This is a genomic window from Arthrobacter sp. SD1074B, from assembly GCF_056780195.1.
In genome coordinates, this window is sequence record NZ_JBRAZT010000001.1 from 3,168,696 (window position 1) to 3,186,765 (window position 18,070).

An 18,070-nucleotide genomic window follows, 5' to 3' on the forward strand; every position below is an offset into this window, starting at 1 on the left:
GGGGTTCAGCGGCTCAGACGGGCCAGTCCATCAGCGTCGAGCGGATCAGGAAGCGTTTGCCCTCCGGCGCCTCGACCGAGAATCCGCTCCCGCGGCCGGGTACGACGTCGACCGTCAGATGCGTGTGGCTCCAGTAGTTGAACTGTTCCTTGGACATCCAGAATTCCAGTGGCTGGGGCTCCACCCCGTCCGAGATGTCGAACCGGCCCAGCAGCACGTCCGAGTCGCCTGTGAGGAACTCCCCCGCCGGGTAGCACATCGGCGAGGAGCCGTCGCAGCAGCCGCCGGACTGGTGGAACATCAGCGGGCCGTGCTGGAGCCACAGTTTGCGCAGCAGCAGGACGGCTTCCGAGGTGAGGGCCACTCGGGAAAAGTCCTCGCCCGCCAGCGTCACGGCGGCGTCGAGCCTGGTCTGGGTCATTGGGCTACTTCCTGTAGGTAGGGACGGCAGTCACCGCAGAAACGGCGAGGCGGGGCGGACCACTGCGGTCCGCCCCGCCGCGTTGGCTTAGAAGAAGCCGAGCTTGTTCTCGTTGTAGCTGACCAGCAGGTTCTTGGTCTGCTGGTAGTGGTCCAGCATCATGGCGTGGTTCTCGCGGCCGATGCCGGAGGACTTGTACCCGCCAAACGCGGCACCGGCCGGGTAGGCGTGGTAGTTGTTGACCCACACCCGGCCCGCCTGGATCTCCCGGCCGGCACGGTAGGCGACATTGCCATTGCGGGACCAGACGCCGGCACCGAGACCGTAGAGGGTGTCGTTGGCGATGCCCATGGCGTCGTTGTAGTCGCTGAAGCGGGTCACGGAGACCACCGGGCCGAAGATCTCCTCCTGGAAGATCCGCATCTTGTTGTGGCCCTCGAAGATAGTCGGCTGGACGTAGTAGCCCCCGGCGAGGTCGCCGGACAGTTCGGCGCGGGCGCCGCCGGTGAGGGCCTTGGCGCCCTCCTGCTTTCCGATGTCGATGTAGGACAGGATCTTCTCAAGCTGGTCGTTGGAGGCCTGGGCGCCGAGCTGGGTGTCGGTGTCCAGCGGGTTGCCCTGGATGATCTTCTGGGTGCGGGCGAGCGCGTCGGCCATGAACGAGTCGTAGATGCCGTCCTGGACCAGGGCGCGGGACGGGCAGGTGCAGACCTCGCCCTGGTTGAACGCGAACAGGGTAAAGCCTTCAAGTGCCTTGTCGTAGAACGCGTCGTTGTTGTCCGCGACGTCGTTGAAGAAGATGTTGGGGCTCTTGCCGCCCAGTTCCAGGGTGACCGGGATCAGGTTCTGGGACGCGTACTGGCTGATCAGGCGCCCGGTGGTGGTCTCGCCGGTGAACGCGATCTTGCGGATCCGCGGGCTGGAGGCGAGCGGCTTTCCGGCCTCGACGCCGAAGCCGTTGACCACGTTGATGACGCCCGCGGGCAGCAGGTCGCTGATAAGTTCCATCAGCACCAGGATCGAGGACGGGGTCTGCTCGGCCGGCTTGAGGACGACGGCGTTGCCGGCGGCCAGCGCGGGGGCCAGCTTCCAGACGGCCATCAGGATGGGGAAGTTCCACGGGATGATCTGGCCGACGACGCCGAGCGGCTCGTGGTAGTGGTAGGCGGTGGTGTCGTCGTCGAGCTGGGACAGCCGGCCCTCCTGGGCGCGGACCGCGGAGGCGAAGTAGCGGAAGTGGTCCGCGGCGAGCGGGATGTCGGCGTTGAGGGTTTCGCGGATCGGCTTGCCGTTGTCCCAGGACTCGGCGACGGCGAGCATCTCGGTGTTCTCGTCGATCCGGTCGGCGATCTTGTTCAGGACGGCGGCGCGCTCGGCGACGGAGGTCTTGCCCCAGGACGGGGCGACCTTGTGCGCGGCGTCCAGGGCCAGCTCAATGTCCTCGGCGGTGCCCCGGGCGACCTCGCAGAAGGCCTTGCCCGTCACCGGGGTGATGTTTTCAAAGTACTGGCCCTTGACCGGGGCAACCCATTCGCCGCCGATCCAGTTCTCGTAGCGGTCCTTGAAGGTGACCTTCGAACCCTCGGTACCGGGCTGTGCGTAGACAGTCATTGCTAGCTCCTTTGCTGTGCAAGATGGGTGGCGGAGACGGCCAGGATTTCTCCGGCCGCCGCTGGCCCCAGCTTAGGAGCGGGGAGGTTGCGAGCAGGTTGCAACCATGTGAGCCGGATCACGCCGACTCGCGCGGCGTGTTCAGGGCGCGGTCCGCGGAACGCGGTGCCGTCCGGCTCAGGCGCTGAGTTCCGCGTGGAGCCGCTCCAGGTCCGCGACGACGGCGGCCCGCTTGGGCGAGCGGGGCGGGAGCAGCTTCAGCGCGGCGGCGCGGACCTCGACGTCGTCCCGCGCTTCCGGCAGTTCGGCGTACTTCAGCAGCGATTCGGCGCTGCCGTCGGTCAGCACCGCCTCACGCAGCAGGGACGAGACGCGGCTGCGCAGTTCCCCGATGCCGGGCGCCTCGGAACGTGGCAGCACTGCGCCGCGGTAGATTTCCAGCGCGATCCGGTGTGCGCCGCGCTGCAGGCAGCTGAGGACCTGACCGGAGTCCGGCACCAGATCCACCGGCAGCCGGTACGGCCGGGACTCCGGGACGGCATCCGGGTTGAGCTGCTGCAGCACCTTGCGCAGCCGCACCATCTCGGCCCGCAGCGTCATGGTGGATCCGTCGCGCCGGTAGAGCAGGGCGCTCAGCTCCTCCGCGTTGAGTCCTTCCGGATGCATGCTGAGCAGGGCAAGGATTTCGCTGTGCCGTGCCGACAGCGTGACGGTGCGGCCGTCGATGCTCAGCACGGCCTGGTCGCGGCCGAGCAGCTGCAGGCTGTTGCGGTACAAGCTGCCGGGCGGCCGGGTGCCCGTGCCGGCTGCCCTTGTGCCGCGGGCCACGGTGCCCCCGGCTGCGATGCCCCCGGCGGCAGTGCCCGACGCGGCGGGCTGCCGGCGTCGGAGCGGGGCGGCCTGCCGGGTGGCGGCGAGCTGGAGCCGTTCCACCCGCAGGTGCGCCTGCGCGGCGGCGACGGTCGCCTCGACGAGGGACAGGGTGTGCGGCGCGACGGCGGATTCGGTGCCGGTGATGTCCACGACACCCAGCAGGGCGCCGGAATCCGGGTCGTGGAATGGCACGGCCGTGCAGCTCCACGGATGCACCGAGCGCTTGTAGTGTTCGGCGCCGGCGATCTGGATACCGCGGCCCAGGGCAAGCGCGGTGCCGGGTGCGCTCGTGCCGACGGTGGCTTCGGACCAGTCGGCGCCGGGGACGAACATCATTCCCTCGGCGCGGCGCTGCATGGCGGGGTCGCCCTCGACCCAGAGCAGCCGGCCCACTTCATCACCGACGGCCACCAGCATGCCACTGTCGTGGCTGGGCAGGACCAGGAGTTTGTGGATCACGGGCATGATCGCGGCCAGCGGGTGCTGCCGGCGGTATTCCTCGAGTTCCTCGCGGTCCATGGCCAGCGGGGCTTCCGGGTTGTCCGGGTTGGCGTGCAGCTGGGCGGAGCGCTGCCAGGATTCCCGGATCAGGCTGCGGAGCCCGGGCAGTTGCGCCCCGGCCAGGCCGAGGGAGTCCAGCTGCTCATGCCCCGCGCGGGCATGCTGCTGGCGCAGTTCCGGGCTCTGGCCGTGGCCGGAACTGCGCGGGGCTGCCTGCTCGACCGGATTCCTCATTGAACTCCCACCTGACGGGCACCTTCCAGGGCGCGACTGCATGCCGGAGGCAGCGTCGTCCGGCCCAGTCTAATGGGCCTTCGTCAGGGGCCGCCAGAGCGTAGCGGCGCCTGGTCAGTCCCGGGAGATCCGGATCATTTCGTCCCGCGGTACAACCTTGATGCGTTCGCGCACCACGCCGTCGTCCGTGTGGGCAGCGGACCAGGCGGCGCCGAGGGCCAGTTCCTGGGCGTCGAGCTTGTTCCAGCCTTCCCAGGTGGTGTATTTGATGCCGCGCTCATCCAGCAGGTCGATGATGGCCTGCGGATCCGGGTTCTGCGCCGGCGGGAGGCTCAGCCGGTCCTCGAGCAGGAAGCCGATGGTCTCCAGCGCATCACCCTTGGTGTGGCCGATCAGGCCGACGGGGCCGCGCTTGATCCAGCCGGTCGCGTAGATGCCGGGCACGGGTTTGCCGTCGGCGCCGAGCACGCGGCCGCCCTCATTCGGGATGACACCGCGCCGGGCGTCGTACTCCAGCTCGGCCAGCGGGGAACCGTGGTACCCGATGGCGCGGTAGACGGCCTGCACCGGGTACTCGACGAACTCCCCCGTGCCCTTGACGTTGCCCGTGCCGTCCAGCCGCATGCGCTCGAACTTGATGCCCGCCACCCTGCCCGGGTGCGCAGCGTCGCCTGTTTTTTCTCCGAGTATTTCCACCGGGTTGTGCAGGAAGTGCAGGTGCAGCCGGCGGGAGGACGGTTCCTCGGCCTCGGCGTGCTCTTCGACAAGCCAGTTGCCGAGGGTGTTCACCATGGTCTTGATCTGGTTGTTGGTGCGGATGGCCTCGTCTGAGGCCTCGTCGAACTCGAAGTCCTCCGGATACAGGACGATGTCCACGTCGTTGGCGTGGCTAAGCTCGCGCAGCTCCAGCGGCGTGAACTTCACCTGCGCCGGCCCGCGGCGGCCGAAGACGTGCACGTCCGTGACCGGCGAATTCTTCAGAGCCCGGTAGACATTGTCCGGGATCTCCGTGACGAGCAGGTCATCGGCGTGCTTGACCAGCATCCGGGCGACATCCAGTGCCACGTTGCCGTTGCCGATCACCGCGATTTCCTTGGCGTCCAGCGGCCAGTCGCGGGGCACGTCCGGGTGCCCGTCGTACCAGGAGACGAAGTCCGCCCCGCCGAACGAACCCTCGAGTTCAACGCCCGGGATGTCCAGGTCCGCGTCCTTGATGGCGCCGGTGGAAAAGATCACCGCGTCGTAGAAGGCGCGGAAATCGTGCAGTGTCAGGTCCCGGCCGTAGCTGACGTTGCCGAGGAAACGGATGTCGCCGCGGTCCAGGACCTTGTGCAGGGCGTTGACGATGCCCTTAATGCGCGGGTGGTCCGGGGCCACGCCGTAGCGGATCAGGCCGTAGGGTGCCGGGTAGGCCTCGAACAAGTCGATGCTGACCTCGAAGTCGCCGCCCTTGACTTCGTTGGACTTGGTCAGGATATCCGCGGCGTAGACACCGGCCGGTCCGGCGCCGACGATCGCCACGCGGAGGGGACGTTTGGACGGAGTTGCGGCCGAGTTGGACACCGGGAGCCCTTCTGAGTCTTGGCGGGTGCGCCGGCAGAAACAGCGCACAGTCCCCCATTCTAAATGTCCCCGCGACGGCGTGTGCCCCAGGGTGAGGGAAAACACTTGTAAGGGCTCCCGGCAGGAATAGGGGCACCGGGGGTGGTGTTATTGGTCTTGTGCCTATCTCCGATGGAACCCCCGCCCCCGCTGCCCTGAATCCACCGGGCACCGCTGCCCCCGCCCCCGGGGCCGCTGCAGGCCCGGCCGGCGCCGGATCCGCCCCCGCCGGTCCCGGCGCGGCACCGGGACTCAAGGCGGTGGACAAGGATACGACGGCGGGTATCCTGTTCGGCATCGGCGCCTACGGCCTGTGGGGGCTGCTGCCGTTGTACTTCTTCGTGCTGCACCCGGCCGGTGCCATAGAAATCGTGGCCAACCGTGTGGTGTGGTCCCTGCTGTTCTGCGTCCTGCTGATCACTGTCACCCGCTCCTGGCGGGTGATGGGCGCCGCGTTCCGGAACCGCACCGTGATCGGCCCGCTCGCCCTTGCGGCCGGCCTGATCGCGGTCAACTGGCTCACCTACACCTACGGCGTGACCACCGGCCAGGCAGTCGAAACGTCGCTGGGCTACTTCATTAACCCGCTCGTGTCTGTGCTGCTGGGCGTCTTTGTCCTGAAGGAAAAACTGCGGCCGCTGCAGTGGGCCGCCGTCGGCGTCGGGTTCGTTGCCGTGGGCGTGCTGACGTATTCCTACGGCAAACTGCCGTGGATCGCCCTGACCCTGGCGTTCAGTTTCGGCCTCTACGGCTTCGTCAAGAAGCGCGTGGGTCCGCGGGCCGACGCGCTCACCAGCCTCTCGGTGGAGACGATCGTGCTGGCACCCCTCGCCGGGGCCACCATGATTGTCCTCGCCCTGACCGGGGCCGCCACCCTGACCAGCAACGGCGCCGGGCACTTCTGGCTGCTTGCAGCGTCCGGCGTCATCACCGCCGTCCCGCTGCTGTTCTTCGGTGCGTCCGCACGGCGGCTGCCGATGACGACCATCGGGTTGCTGCAGTATTTCGCCCCGGTGCTCCAGTTCATCGTGGCGCTGGTCGTGTTCAAGGAGGCTATGACCCCGGAACGCTGGGCCGGCTTCGGCGTCGTCTGGCTCGCCCTGCTCCTGCTCACGGCGGACATGCTCCGGACCGCCCGCAAGAACTCCGTCACCCGCAGGCTGGCCCGCGCCGCCGCCTAGCCCGCCCCGCGCGAACGGACACTTGAGGCCCCGCGGTTTCGCGCGAACGGACACTTGAGGCCCCGCGGTTTCGCACGAACGGACACTTGAGGCCCGTCGGCTCGATACAAGGGGCCGCAAGTGTACGTTCGCGCGCAGGTGGGGCTAGTCCTCCGGGCTGGTGTCGATGCGCACGTAATCGCGCGGCACCACGACCATGGGGACCGGCAGGGCCCGGAGCACCTTGTTGGCCGTGCTGCCGATGAAGAGCTTGTTCTTTTCCGCCAGCCGGGACGAGCCGACGATCATGATCTCCTGGTCGTCCCATTCGAGGTCGTCGATCGCTTCCTCGATGGTGCGGCCGTGCGCCACTTCCACGCTGACCGAGTGCCCTGCCGGGAGCCGGTCGGCGGCGGCCTTGAGTACGGTGTTCGCATGGACGTGCGCGGCGTTGACGTTCTCACCGCTGTCGCCCTCGACGTCGAGCTCCACCAGGGACACCAGCCGCAGCGGCACACCGCGGCGCCCGGCCGATTCGATCGCGACGTCGATCGCTGCCTCCGCGCCGGTGCGCTGTCCGACGGCGAGCGTGAGCCGGGTGATCGGTTCGGTGTTGCGGTAGCCGCGCGGGGCCAGCGCCACCGGCACCGGGGAGGCGTGCAGCAGGGCGTTGGCCACGCTGCCGACGGTGTGGCGCTTGAACAGCCCGCTGCTCGCCGCGCCCACCACGATCAGGCCGGCGCGGTACTCCTTGGCGGCGTCGATCAGGCCCGCAGCGAAGGAATCGGCCTGGCGCACGTGGAACCTGGCTTCGAGTCCTTCGGGGACCAGGGAAAGGCCCTGCCGCTCGGCCGTCAGCACGGACTGCTCGGCGGCGCTGACGCGGTTTCCCTGCGGGTTCAGCGCGACATAGGGCGTGTGCCGGTCCACCACATGGACCAGGTCCAGGTGGGCGCCCTGGGCGCGGGCCATGGCCGAGGCCAGCGCGACGGCGTCGGCGCCGCGGTCGTTGGGTGTATAGCCAACTACGTATCGCATCTAAGAACCCCTTATGGGTCTGGGGCAGAATCGAGCCTGGCCCGGGGTTCCGGGCAACGGCGGCCGGTCTGCGTTCCTGCAGTGGTAGGAACGACTCTAGCCCAGCGATGCGCGGAATAGTTGGTGACTTTTGGCCCCGCGGCGCGCCACCGTCCGTGGCTACGCTGAAGACGTGGAGGGGAGTTCACCATGAGCGTGATCGGGAACCACGGGTTGACGGCAAGAACGACCGGGCTGGGCCTGTTGGCCTTCCTGCTCGTGCTGAGCGGCTGCACCCCCTCCCCGCCGCAGCCCTCCGGGAGCAGCACGGCCCCGGCAACGGCTTCGGCCACGGAAACGGCCACAACGTCCGCGACGGCGACGCCGTCACCCACCGGCTCGGCCACGCCGTCGGCCTCTGCAACGCTGCCGCCGGATTCCGACGAGACCGCCGCCCCGCAAAACGGTGACCGCGTGATTTCCTCGACCGTCACGCACGACTGGGCCTCGCCGTCGGCCGCGGCACCGTTCACGACCACGCACCGGAATCCCGTGCCGCTGGCTCCGCCGCCCGCCGAGCCGCTTCCCACGCTGTACACGATCGGCGCCGGGCAGCACCCCTCGGACAGCCCGCCCTACGACCAGCTGAGCTTCCGGTTCAACGGCGCCTTCCCCAGCTACGACATCTCGTTCGTGCCCGAATTGCTCGCCGACGGCAGCGGCCTGCCCGTGCCAATGCCCGGGACGGGCGCCATCGTGAAAGTGGTTTTCCGCGGCGCCCAGGCGCACACGGCGGACGGCAAGGCCAGCACCATCAAGAGCAGCCCCGCCCCCTTGATCGGCTACCGGGCGCTCACCAGCTACGCCCCGGCCGGCGACTTCGAAGGGGTGCTCAGCTACGGAATCGGCGTCGGCCGCCCGGGCACCACGGTGCCGCCGACAAAAGTGCGCGTCTATGAGGTGGAAAAGATCGAGCAGGGCCGGCACCTGTACGTGGTGGCCGTCCAGCTCGACGCCAGTTCCTGGAAATAAGCGACTAAAGACCCCTGAACGTGGACGAGCCGCGGACCTCTCAGTCCGCGGCTCGTCCACGTTGCGGTGGGGCCTGTCAGGCCCCGGCCGGTCAGGCGTTGGCGCGGACGGCCGCGGCGAGGACCTCAAGACCATCCAGCAGGAGCTCGTCGCTGATAACCAGCGGCGGCAGCAGCCGGATCACGTTGCCATAGGTACCGCAAGTGAGGATGATGACACCCTCCTTGAGGCAGGCGGCGGCAACGGCCTTGGTCAGCTCCGGGTTCGGTTCCTTCGAGCCGGCCTGGACCAGTTCGATCGCGAGCATGGCGCCGCGGCCGCGGATGTCCCCGACCACCGAAACCTCGGAGGCCAGTTCGCGCAGCCTGCCCAGGGCGATTTCCTCGATGTGGCGGGCCCGGGCGTTGAGGTCGTACTGCTCCATCGAGCCGATGGCAGCCAGTGCCGCGGCGCAGGCCACCGGGTTGCCGCCGTAGGTACCGCCGAGGCCGCCGGGGTGGACGGCGTCGAGCAGGTCGGCGCGGCCGGTGATGGCGGAGAGCGGCATGCCGCCTGCGATTCCCTTGGCCATGGTGACGATGTCCGGGATCACGCCTTCGTGGTTCACGGCGAACCATTCGCCGGTGCGGCAGAAGCCGGACTGGACCTCATCGGCAATGAAGACGATGCCCTTGTCCTTGGCCCACGCCGCAAGGGCCGGCAGGAAACCTTCGGCCGGGACGATGAAGCCGCCCTCACCCTGGATGGGTTCGATGATGATCGCGGCAACCGACTCGCCGCCGATCTGCTTTTCGATCATGGTGATGGCGCGCTTGGCGGCCTCGGCACCGGTGATCTCCGGGTTTTCCTCGCGGTACGGGTAGCTCATCGGCATCCGGTACACCTCGGGCGCGAACGGGCCGAAGTTGGTCTTGTACGGCATGGCCTTGGCGGTGAGCGCCATGGTGAGGTTGGTCCGGCCGTGGTAGGCGTGGTCGAAGGCGACGACGGCGTCGCGGCCGGTGGCGAGGCGCGCCACCTTGACGGCGTTCTCCACGGCTTCGGCACCGGAGTTGAACAGCACCGTCCGCTTCTCGTGGTCTCCCGGGGTGAGCCGGTTCAGCTGTTCGGCGACGGCGACATAGCCTTCGTAGGGCGTGACCATAAAGCAGGTGTGGGTGAAGTGCTCCACGGCTTCCTTCACGGCGCCGACGACGGCGGGGTCGGACGCGCCCACGCTCGTCACCGCGATGCCGGAACCGAGGTCGATGAAGGAGTTTCCGTCGACGTCCTGGATGATGCCGCCGTCGGCGTCGGCGACGTAGACCGGGACGCTGGAGGCGACGCCGGAGGCGACGACCGCCTTGCGGCGTTCGGTCAGGGCGACGGATTTGGGGCCCGGGAAGTCGGCCTGGACGCGGCGCTTCTGCTCCAGACGGTACGTGATGTCGTTTGCTGTGGTGGTCATGGGGAAGGCCTTTCTAAGCGTGGAAGGGTCGGCGTGTCCGGGTCGGGCGGGAGCAGTTGCGCGCCTGCGTTCAGAGGCGGCGTTGGGCATCTGCGTTAGGCGTCTGCGTTAGGCGTCAAGCGCACTCATGACGTGCTTGATGCGGGTGTAGTCCTCGACGCCGTACATGGACAGGTCCTTGCCGTAGCCGGACTGCTTAAAGCCGCCGTGCGGCATCTCAGCGGTGAGCAGGATGTGGGTGTTGATCCAGACGGCGCCAAAGTCCAGGTCGCGGCTGACCCGCATGGCCGTGCCGTGGTCCGTGGTCCAGACACTGGAGGCAAGGGCGTAGTCGACGTCGTTGGCCAGCTCGATCGCCTCGGCCTCGGTGCTGAACTTCTGCACCGTGATGACCGGGCCGAACGTTTCCTTCTGGACAATGTCGTCGGTCTGCTTGGCGCCGGTGACAATGGTGGGCTCGAAGAAGAAGCCCTTCTCCCCCGCGCGGTGGCCGCCGGTCTCGATCTTGCAGTTCGCCGGCAGGTGCTCCACTACGGAAGTGACCGCATTGAAGTGGTTGACGTTGTTCAGCGGACCGAAGTAGTTGTCCTCGTCGTTTTGCGAGCCGGTGCGCAGGGTCTTGGTGTGCTCCACCATGGCGGCCACGACGTCGTCGTGCACGGAATCCTCGACCAGGACCCGGGTGATGGCAGTGCAGTCCTGGCCGGCATTGAAGAAGGCGAACTCGGCGATGGCCGCGGCGCTCTTCTTGATGTCCGCGTCCTTGAACACGATCGCGGGCGCCTTGCCGCCGAGCTCCAGGTGGGCGCGCTTGAGGCCCTTGGCGGCGCCGGAAGCGACCGCGATGCCGGCCCGGACGGAACCGGTGATGGAGACCAGGCCCGGGACCTTGTGCTCCACCATCAGGGCGCCGGTCTCGCCGGTGCCGAGCACGACGTTGAGAACGCCGGCCGGGAGGATCTCGCCGGCGAGGCGGGCCAGGACCAGGGTGGATTCCGGCGTGGTGTCCGAGGGCTTCAGGACCACGGTGTTGCCGGCCGCGAGGGCGGGGCCGATCTTCCAGACCGCCATCAGGAACGGGTAGTTCCAGGGGGCGACCTGCGCGACGACGCCGATCGGTTCGCGGCGTACGTAGGAGGTGTGGCCCTCGAGGTATTCGCCGGCGGACTTGCCTTCCAGGAGGCGGGCGGCGCCGGCGAAGAACCGCAGCTGGTCCGCGCCGGCGGCCACTTCCTCGGCGGCGATCAGGGAGCGGACCTGCCCGGTGTTGCGGTGCTGCGCCTCGACGAGCTCGTCGCTGTTGGCCTCAACGGCGTCGGCGAGCTTGAGCAGCATCAGCTGGCGCTGGCCGGGGGTTACGTGCTTCCAGCTGGCGAAGGCGTTCTTCGCTGCCGTCATGGCGTCGTCGACGTCGGCCTGCACCGAGACCGGCGACTTGGCCACCACCTCGCCGTTGGTGGGATTGACGATGTCGAGCAGGGCGGTGCCGGCGGGGGTAACGAACTCGCCGTTGATGAAGTTCTGCAAGGTTTGAACCACGGTGTACAACCTCTTTCGTGCTGGCCTGGAAGGCAGGTAGGAGGGATCTGCGACTGCTCCGAGCCTATGCCAGGCAGGCAAGGCAGGGAATAGGCAGCTGCACACCGAAGCCGCGGGGCTTTAGTGCGGTTGACCAGCACCCGGCTATCCTGATTCCATGGCAATTTCACTCGCGGCCCTGCTGGGGGTCCCGTCCCTCAAGCTGTCGAAATCGGGCCTCGCGGAAACCACCTGGCACCAGGATATCCACTGGGTTGCTGTGACCGAACAGGAAGACCCGCAACGCTTCCTCAACGGCGGTGAACTGGTCCTCACCACCGGAATGCGGCTCAAATCCGCCCCCGAGCAGCGCCGCTTCGTCCGCCAGGTCCAGCGTGCCGGCGCCGTGGGGATCGGTTTCGGGATCGGCCTGACGCACGACGCGGTGCCTCCGGCGCTGATCGCCGAGGCCAACCGCTGGGGCCTGCCCGTGGTGGAGGTTCCCTACGAGACGCCCTTCATCGCGATCGGCAAGCTGGTGGCCGACGCCCAGTCAGCGGACCACTACGCCAAGCTGGAGCGCCTGATTGCGGGGCACCAGGTCCTGGCCCGCGCCCTGCTGACCGGCGGTGGACTCGCCGAGCTGCTCAAGCACCTCGGCTCCATGCTGCGCACCGACATCGTCCTGACGCAGTTCACCGCGCAGCTGTACAACAGCGCCGCCGGCAGCCCCTCCCCCACCGCGGACGGCTGGGCCTCGTACCCGATCCCGACCGGCCGCCGCGACGCCTGCACGCTCTGGGTACGGCACCCGTTCGAGGACTCCGGAATCGTCGGCTACGCGCAGAACCTGATCAGCGTCGAGCTCAACAACATGGTCAAACAGCGCCAGTCGCAGCGCGCCCTGGCCGGGCAGGTGCTTGAGGACGTCATCCACGGGACGCTCGAGGCCACCGAAGCCACCCGGCGGCTCGCCGGCATAGGCGTCAACAGCACCCGCAAGAACGTGGTGCTGCTGGCGGAATCGGCGGCCCACGCCAAGCAGCTGGGAAGCTCCTCGCTGCCGCAGCCGCTGGCGGCTGCCGTGACCGCCGTCGTCGGCAAGGACCTGGTGGTGCTGGTCCACGACGACGGAACCGGCGCCGGCGCACTGGCCCGGGGCCTCAGCGACCACCTTGCCGAGGCCGGGATCCATGCCACGATCGGCATCGGCGGCGCATATACCAAGCCGAACGGGCTGCGCTGGAGCTACTTCGAGGCCCGCGACGCCGCGAGCCACGGACTGCCGGTCAACGAGCCGGAGCGGCTGAGCCTGACCTCGCTGCTGCTGGCCAGCGAGGACGTACCGCTGGCCGACATGGCGAACGAGTCACTGAATCCGCTGCGCCACTTCGACGCCGCCCACGGTGCCGAACTCATGACCACGCTGGAGAGCTACCTGAGCAACAACGGCTCAGTCGCCGCCGTCGCGGAGGAACTCACCCTGCACCGCAACACGGTCCGGTACCGGCTGGCCCAAATCACCGAACTGACCGGCTATGACCCGGCCCAGACCGCGGACCGGGTGCAGCTGTGGCTGGCCCTCGCAGTGCAGCGGCTCAGCGCCCGCCACCCCCGCTGAGGAGCGCTCAGCTGAACGCAACGCGGGGCCACTTCGCACCCGTCCGGGACCCGGCATGGGCGCGAGGTGACCCCGCGTTTGCCTAGCGACTAGCGGGAGAGGCCCTTGAAGACGTTCTTCGGCCGCTGCATTTCGCCGTGCTTGGCGCCCAAAACAATCACCCAGCCGGCGAAGACCGGGATGGCCCACTGCAGGATCTTCAGCTGCTGCTGGGCCGACCGGAGTTCCTCAGAGGCGCCCGACTTGGGCTCGGTGGCGCCTTGGGCACCCTCGGCGGCGAGCTTGTCCACCTTCGCGCCCTGCAGCCCGGCATACAAAGTCACCGCGGCGCCGGCCAGGGTGACGATGGACTTGTAGATACTCAGCCGGGTGACACCGTCCTGCTTGGTCATCCGGCCCTTGTTCTCCCACATGATGGCGAGGCCGGAGAGGAAGTGCGCACCGAAGGCCGCCGTCTGGTACGGGGCCCACTTCTTCCAGCCAAGGCTGGACAGACGGGTCCGCTCGGCCGGGTCCTTGGCCTCCGCCGTCGCGCCATTCAGCCCGATGGCGCCCATCAGCGAACCGCCGAACCACGCGCCGGCGGTCAGGTCGTGGATGGATCGGGCAACAAGATTACCTGCCATGGTGAGCTTCCTATCGTGTGAAATCGAATCCGGAGCGGCACGACCCCTAAGGCCGCACCCCTGACATAGTAAGCACACTTAGCACCAAGTTGATAGTCCCCGGTTCTCGCCGGCGCACGCCGGGAAGTCAGCCCCGGCACGCGTAAGCTCGTGGCCATGGAGGAAGACGTTTGAGCGGGGAACTGCCGGGCGGGGAGGCGGTGCAGGCCCACGAGGCTGCCATCGGCGAAGCCGCCGATGCCGCGGAGGCCGCCTCCAACAGCAGGGTGCTCGACGTCGTCGCGCGCTGGGGGTTCGCCGTGATGGCCCTGCTCCACATTGTGATCGGAGCAATCGCCGTCGCCCTGGTGCTGGGCGCCCCGGGCCAGGCCGAGCCTACCGGCGCCATTGAGCAGCTCGCCGCCAACCCCTGGGGCCCCGCCGTGATGTGGTCCGGCGCCATCGGCTGCGCCGGCCTCGCGCTGTGGCAACTGAGCGAGGCGACGCTGCGGGCCCGGCATCTGCCGCGCGGGGAGCGGCTGGGCAAACTGGTGTCCTCGGGCTTCCTGGCTGTCGCCTACGGCAGTGTCGGATTCACCTTTGCCAGCTTCGCCGTCGGCGTCCGCCGCGACTCGGGCGAGTCCACCGCGGCGTTCAGCCAGGCCCTGATGAACCGGCCGCTGGGTGCGCCCCTGCTGATCGGGCTGGGCCTGACGGTCAGCGGGATCGGCGTCTACTTCGTGGTGAAGGGCCTGGGCAAGAAGTTCAAAGCGGAGCTGCGGCACTTCGAAGGCACGCACCGCGGCCACCTCATCAGCGGCCTGGGCGTGGCCGGCCACGTCGCCAAGGGACTGGCACTTATCCTGACCGGGCTGCTGTTCGTGATGGCCGCCGCTACCAACGACCCCCGCTCGTCGACCGGGCTGGACGGCAGCCTCAAGGCGTTGCAGCACCATCCCTTCGGCCCGTTCCTGCTGCTCGCCATCGGCGCCGGGTTCATCGCGTACGGCGTGTTCGCCCTGATCCGCGCCCGGTTCGGGCGGATGTAGCCTTCCGTTCCGTCCTTGTTGCCGCACGGGACGGAGGATATCGTTTTAGCCAGCCCTGAACCGCGTTTTCCTGCGCCGTCCGGGTGGCTCCGCCCGCATGCGGCGGGTCGGTCCTTCGAGGTAAGGCCATGAGCTACGTTCCAGTCAGCAGGCGCACAATCCGGCGCCACCGTGAGTCCGAGCGATCCACCCGGCGCCTGGTGCTCGTCCTCTCCGCGGTGGCAGCGGTGGCCTGGCTGTTTTCGGTCACCATGTCCACGGCGGTCCGCGTCGGCGGCTATGCCCACAACATGGCCGCCGTCCTGCATGTCTTGTCCCTCGTGGTGTCCTTCGGCGCCATCATCCTGGTCGACTGGCACGGTTTCCTGTGGCTCATCGGCCGGCGCAGACTGGCCGAGACCATCCGGCTCGACGGCGCCGCCACTCCGCTGATCTGGTCCGGCCTGGCCGGCCTGATGGCCACCGGCGTGTTCCTGAACCCGCACCTTGATAACCCGATGACAGACGTCAAGCTGGCCGCCGTGCTGATTCTTAGCCTGAACGGCATCATGCTCATCCCGCTGATGCGTCGGCTGGTTCATCTGCCTCCGGACACCCCTTTCCGGCGTCTGGCCGCCGGGCAGCAGATCCACCTGCTGGTGTGCCTGGTGATCTCGCAGGCATGTTGGTGGACGGCGATCATCATCGGATTCGTTAATGCCGAGTTCTGAAGCCCACGATTCCGCGCACGGTTCGCGGAGGCAGCCGGTCAGCGCAGCGGGACGACCGAGCCCTCCTGGTACAGCAATGCCCGGATCTCCGACTCGGCAGAGTCCAGGCGCTTCGGGTCGATGGTCTCACCCGCGGCGAAGTGGTCCAGCAGGCGGGGATCAACGTAGCTCTTCCGGGCGATCGACGGCGTGTTTCCCAGCACCGCCGCGGCATCGACCATGGCACGGCTCACGGCGCGCTTCCGGGCCGAAACCTTCGGCTGCGGACCGCTCCGGGCCAGGCTGACTGCCGCTGCGACGGTGCCGCGCAGGGTGCGGAAGTCCTTCGCGGTAAAGTCCGCGCCGGTGCGCTCCTTCACGTAGTCGTTGATCTCGGCGCTGGTGACCGGGTGCCAGCTGCGCCCGTTCTTGTACGCCAGCAGGCGGGCGTTGCCGCCGCGGCGCTTGAGTGAGCGGACGACGGCGGCGAGGTCGGCGTCGTCGATCCGGGACTCCCACGTCTTGCCGCTCTTGGCCGGGAAGCTGAGCCGGAGTTCGTCCTTGCGCACTTTCACGTGCGCGCAGAGCAGGGTGGCGAGACCGTGGCTGCCGTTCTCGTTGGTGTACCGCTCGGAGCCCACGCGCAGCGATCCGCTGTCCAGCATCCTGAAGGCGGCGGCCAGCACGCGTTCCCGGGTGAGCCCCTCGGAGCGCAGGTCCAGGGTAACCAGCCGGCGCGCGGACGGCAGGGTCTCCGCGAGTTGCAGCGACCGGTCGAACTTCAGCCGGTCCTTCCGCTCACGCCAGCCGGGGTGGTAGATGTACTGGCGGCGGCCGACGGCGTCGACTCCGGTGGCCTGGATGTGACCGTTCTCGTAGGGTGCGATCCAGACGTCGGTCCAGGCCGGCGGGATCCCGATGCTCTCCAACCGGTCCCGCACCGGGCCGGCCGGCAGTGTGGAGCCGTCGAGGTCCTTGTAGCTGAAGCCGGTCCCGGCAGGAACCCGGCGGTAGCCGCGGCCGGACGCGTTGCTGTGACGGAGCCTCATCGGCCGGTTCCCGGGTGCCTCGCGGTGTCCATAACGGTAAGCCTACTGACTACCCGCCGGGATCTCCCACATATCAACCAACGTTGTCAGGCGATCAGACCTCCGCAGCGACTCCGCCGCGCGAAATTTCGACCATGTCCTCGCGCGGGACCACCTTGATGCGTTCACGCTGGACGCTGTCCGCCCCGGCGCTCGCCTTCTCGCCGAGGGACCGTTCATGCGCGTCCAGGGCCAGCCAGCCCTCCCAGCTGGTGTACTGCACGCCGCGGTCTTCCAGCACACCGACGATCGCCTCCGGCGCGGGTGCCGCGGCCAGCGGCAGCTTGTCGCGGTCCTCCAGCAGGTACGTCACGGTTTCCAGGGCGTCGCCCTTGGTGTGGCCGATCAGGCCGACCGGGCCGCGCTTGATCCAGCCGGTGGCGTAGATGCCCGGCACGTGGGTGCCGGCGGCATCCAGGACGCGGCCGCCGTCGTTCGGGACCACGCCCTTGCTGTGGTCGAATTCCACCTCGGGCAGCGCGGAACCGAAGTAGCCGATGGCACGGTAGACGGCCTGGACCGGGTAGTCGACGAACTCGCCCGTGCCGCGGGCGTTGCCGGTGCCGTCCAGTTCGGTGCGCTCGAACTTGATCCCGGCGACGCGGCCGGGGATCGCGGCGTCGTCATACATCTCCACCGGGCTGTGCAGGAAGTGCAGGTGCAGGCGGCGGGACGCGGTGAGCTCGGAGAGGTCCTCGGGCTGCTCGGCGATCCAGTTGGTGAGCGTCCCCACCATGGTCCTGGTCTGGTTGTTGCTCTGGATCTGGCGGTCCGATTCGGCGTCGAACTCGAAGTCCTCGGGGTAGAGGATGATATCGACATCCTTGGAGTGGGAGAGTTCGCGCAGCTCCAGCGGCGTGAACTTCACCTGAGCCGGCCCGCGGCGGCCGAAGACGTGCACGTCCGTGACCGGGGAATCCTTCAGAGCCCGGTAGACGTTATCCGGGATTTCGGAGACGAGGAGGTCGTCGGCGTGCTTGGAGAGCATCCGGGCAACGTCCAGTGCCACGTTGCCGTTGCCGATCACCGCGATTTCCTTGGCGTCCAGCGGCCAGTCGCGGGGCACGTCCGGGTGCCCGTCGTACCAGGAGACGAAGTCCGCGCCCCCGAAGGAGCCGTCCAGCTCGATGCCGGGGATGTTCAGGTCCGCGTCCTTGATGGCGCCGGTGGCGAAGATAACCGCGTCGTAGTGCGTGCGGAGATCCCCGAGGGTGAGGTCCGTACCGTAGTCCACGTTGCCGAAGAAGCGGATGTCGCCGCGGTCCAGGACCTTGTGCAGGGCGTTGACGATGCCCTTGATGCGCGGGTGGTCCGGGGCCACGCCGTAGCGGATCAGGCCGTAGGGTGCCGGGTAGCGGTCGAAGAGGTCGATGCTGACAGTCAGTTCGCCGCTCTTGACGGCCTCACTCTTGGTCAGGATGTCCGCGGCGTAGACGCCGGCGGGGCCGGAACCGACGACGGCGACGCGCAGCGGACGGGCGGGCGTTCCTACGGGGGTGTTCGTTGACACGGCTGTGTTCCTTATTCTTCTGCATCCGTTGCTCCATAACTGCCCGTTTGAGGCTTGATAACGGCAGTTATGGAGCAATCGACGGTCTTTAC

At 68.2% G+C, this 18,070-nt stretch carries 15 protein-coding genes; 5 read left to right on the plus strand and 10 right to left on the minus strand.

The features are described 5' to 3' along the window. Positions 1 to 13: 13 nt before the first annotated feature. The 4 genes from ACUYM2_RS14735 to ACUYM2_RS14750 all read right to left on the minus strand — a co-directional run bounded on the left by ACUYM2_RS14735 (position 14) and on the right by ACUYM2_RS14750 (position 5,203). On the minus strand, positions 14 to 421 hold the full coding sequence (locus ACUYM2_RS14735; protein ID WP_481600717.1) for a DUF779 domain-containing protein: 408 nt from the start codon (positions 419 to 421) through the stop codon (positions 14 to 16). An 87-nt stretch (positions 422 to 508) separates the two neighbouring features. Next, on the minus strand, positions 509 to 2,032 hold the full coding sequence (exaC, locus tag ACUYM2_RS14740; RefSeq protein ID WP_481600718.1) for an acetaldehyde dehydrogenase ExaC: 1,524 nt from the start codon (positions 2,030 to 2,032) through the stop codon (positions 509 to 511). 177 nt (positions 2,033 to 2,209) lie between these two features. Then, a complete protein-coding gene (locus tag ACUYM2_RS14745; RefSeq protein ID WP_481600719.1) occupies positions 2,210 to 3,640 on the minus strand; it encodes a GAF domain-containing protein in 1,431 nt (476 codons plus the stop codon). Between the two features lie 114 nt (positions 3,641 to 3,754). Then, positions 3,755 to 5,203 (minus strand): FAD-dependent oxidoreductase, encoded by a 1,449-nt coding sequence (locus ACUYM2_RS14750; RefSeq protein WP_481600720.1) that lies wholly within the window; start codon positions 5,201 to 5,203, stop codon positions 3,755 to 3,757. A 149-nt stretch (positions 5,204 to 5,352) separates the two neighbouring features. Here ACUYM2_RS14750 and rarD point away from each other — a divergent pair, with 149 nt between their 5' ends. Beyond that, positions 5,353 to 6,423, plus strand: coding sequence for an EamA family transporter RarD (rarD, locus tag ACUYM2_RS14755; protein WP_481601502.1), 1,071 nt, complete (start codon positions 5,353 to 5,355; stop codon positions 6,421 to 6,423). Positions 6,424 to 6,567: 144 nt separating this feature from the next. On the opposite strand, the gene ACUYM2_RS14760 is transcribed toward rarD, so the two are convergent. Then, positions 6,568 to 7,440 (minus strand): universal stress protein, encoded by an 873-nt coding sequence (locus tag ACUYM2_RS14760; protein ID WP_481600721.1) that lies wholly within the window; start codon positions 7,438 to 7,440, stop codon positions 6,568 to 6,570. A gap of 189 nt (positions 7,441 to 7,629) precedes the next feature. Between ACUYM2_RS14760 and ACUYM2_RS14765 the strand changes: the two genes are divergently transcribed. After that, on the plus strand, positions 7,630 to 8,451 hold the full coding sequence (locus ACUYM2_RS14765) for an AMIN-like domain-containing (lipo)protein (protein WP_481600722.1): 822 nt from the start codon (positions 7,630 to 7,632) through the stop codon (positions 8,449 to 8,451). A gap of 91 nt (positions 8,452 to 8,542) precedes the next feature. On the opposite strand, the gene gabT is transcribed toward ACUYM2_RS14765, so the two are convergent. Further along, complete coding sequence (gene gabT, locus ACUYM2_RS14770; protein WP_481600723.1) at positions 8,543 to 9,898, minus strand: 4-aminobutyrate--2-oxoglutarate transaminase; 1,356 nt, start codon at positions 9,896 to 9,898, stop codon at positions 8,543 to 8,545. Positions 9,899 to 10,006: 108 nt separating this feature from the next. Continuing rightward, entirely contained in the window at positions 10,007 to 11,437 is a 1,431-nt protein-coding gene (locus tag ACUYM2_RS14775; RefSeq protein ID WP_481600724.1) for a gamma-aminobutyraldehyde dehydrogenase, read from the minus strand. Between the two features lie 157 nt (positions 11,438 to 11,594). Here ACUYM2_RS14775 and ACUYM2_RS14780 point away from each other — a divergent pair, with 157 nt between their 5' ends. Then, a complete protein-coding gene (locus tag ACUYM2_RS14780) occupies positions 11,595 to 13,037 on the plus strand; it encodes a PucR family transcriptional regulator (protein WP_481600725.1) in 1,443 nt (480 codons plus the stop codon). 89 nt (positions 13,038 to 13,126) lie between these two features. Here ACUYM2_RS14780 and ACUYM2_RS14785 read toward each other — a convergent pair whose 3' ends face one another. Further along, positions 13,127 to 13,663 carry a hypothetical protein gene (locus tag ACUYM2_RS14785; RefSeq protein WP_481600726.1) on the minus strand — a complete coding sequence of 179 codons (537 nt, stop codon included), beginning with the start codon at positions 13,661 to 13,663 and terminating at the stop codon, positions 13,127 to 13,129. A gap of 170 nt (positions 13,664 to 13,833) precedes the next feature. Between ACUYM2_RS14785 and ACUYM2_RS14790 the strand changes: the two genes are divergently transcribed. Together ACUYM2_RS14790 and ACUYM2_RS14795 are read left to right on the plus strand one after the other, a co-directional pair. Then, entirely contained in the window at positions 13,834 to 14,691 is an 858-nt protein-coding gene (locus ACUYM2_RS14790; RefSeq protein ID WP_481600727.1) for a DUF1206 domain-containing protein, read from the plus strand. Between the two features lie 128 nt (positions 14,692 to 14,819). After that, positions 14,820 to 15,401 carry a hypothetical protein gene (locus ACUYM2_RS14795; RefSeq protein WP_481600728.1) on the plus strand — a complete coding sequence of 194 codons (582 nt, stop codon included), beginning with the start codon at positions 14,820 to 14,822 and terminating at the stop codon, positions 15,399 to 15,401. Between the two features lie 38 nt (positions 15,402 to 15,439). Here the strand turns inward: ACUYM2_RS14795 and ACUYM2_RS14800 are convergent, their stop codons facing one another. Further along, a complete protein-coding gene (locus ACUYM2_RS14800; RefSeq protein ID WP_481600729.1) occupies positions 15,440 to 16,429 on the minus strand; it encodes a DNA topoisomerase IB in 990 nt (329 codons plus the stop codon). 94 nt (positions 16,430 to 16,523) lie between these two features. Further along, positions 16,524 to 17,978: an FAD-dependent oxidoreductase gene (locus tag ACUYM2_RS14805; RefSeq protein WP_481600730.1), complete on the minus strand. Its 1,455-nt coding sequence runs from the start codon at positions 17,976 to 17,978 to the stop codon at positions 16,524 to 16,526. Positions 17,979 to 18,070: the final 92 nt, after the last annotated feature.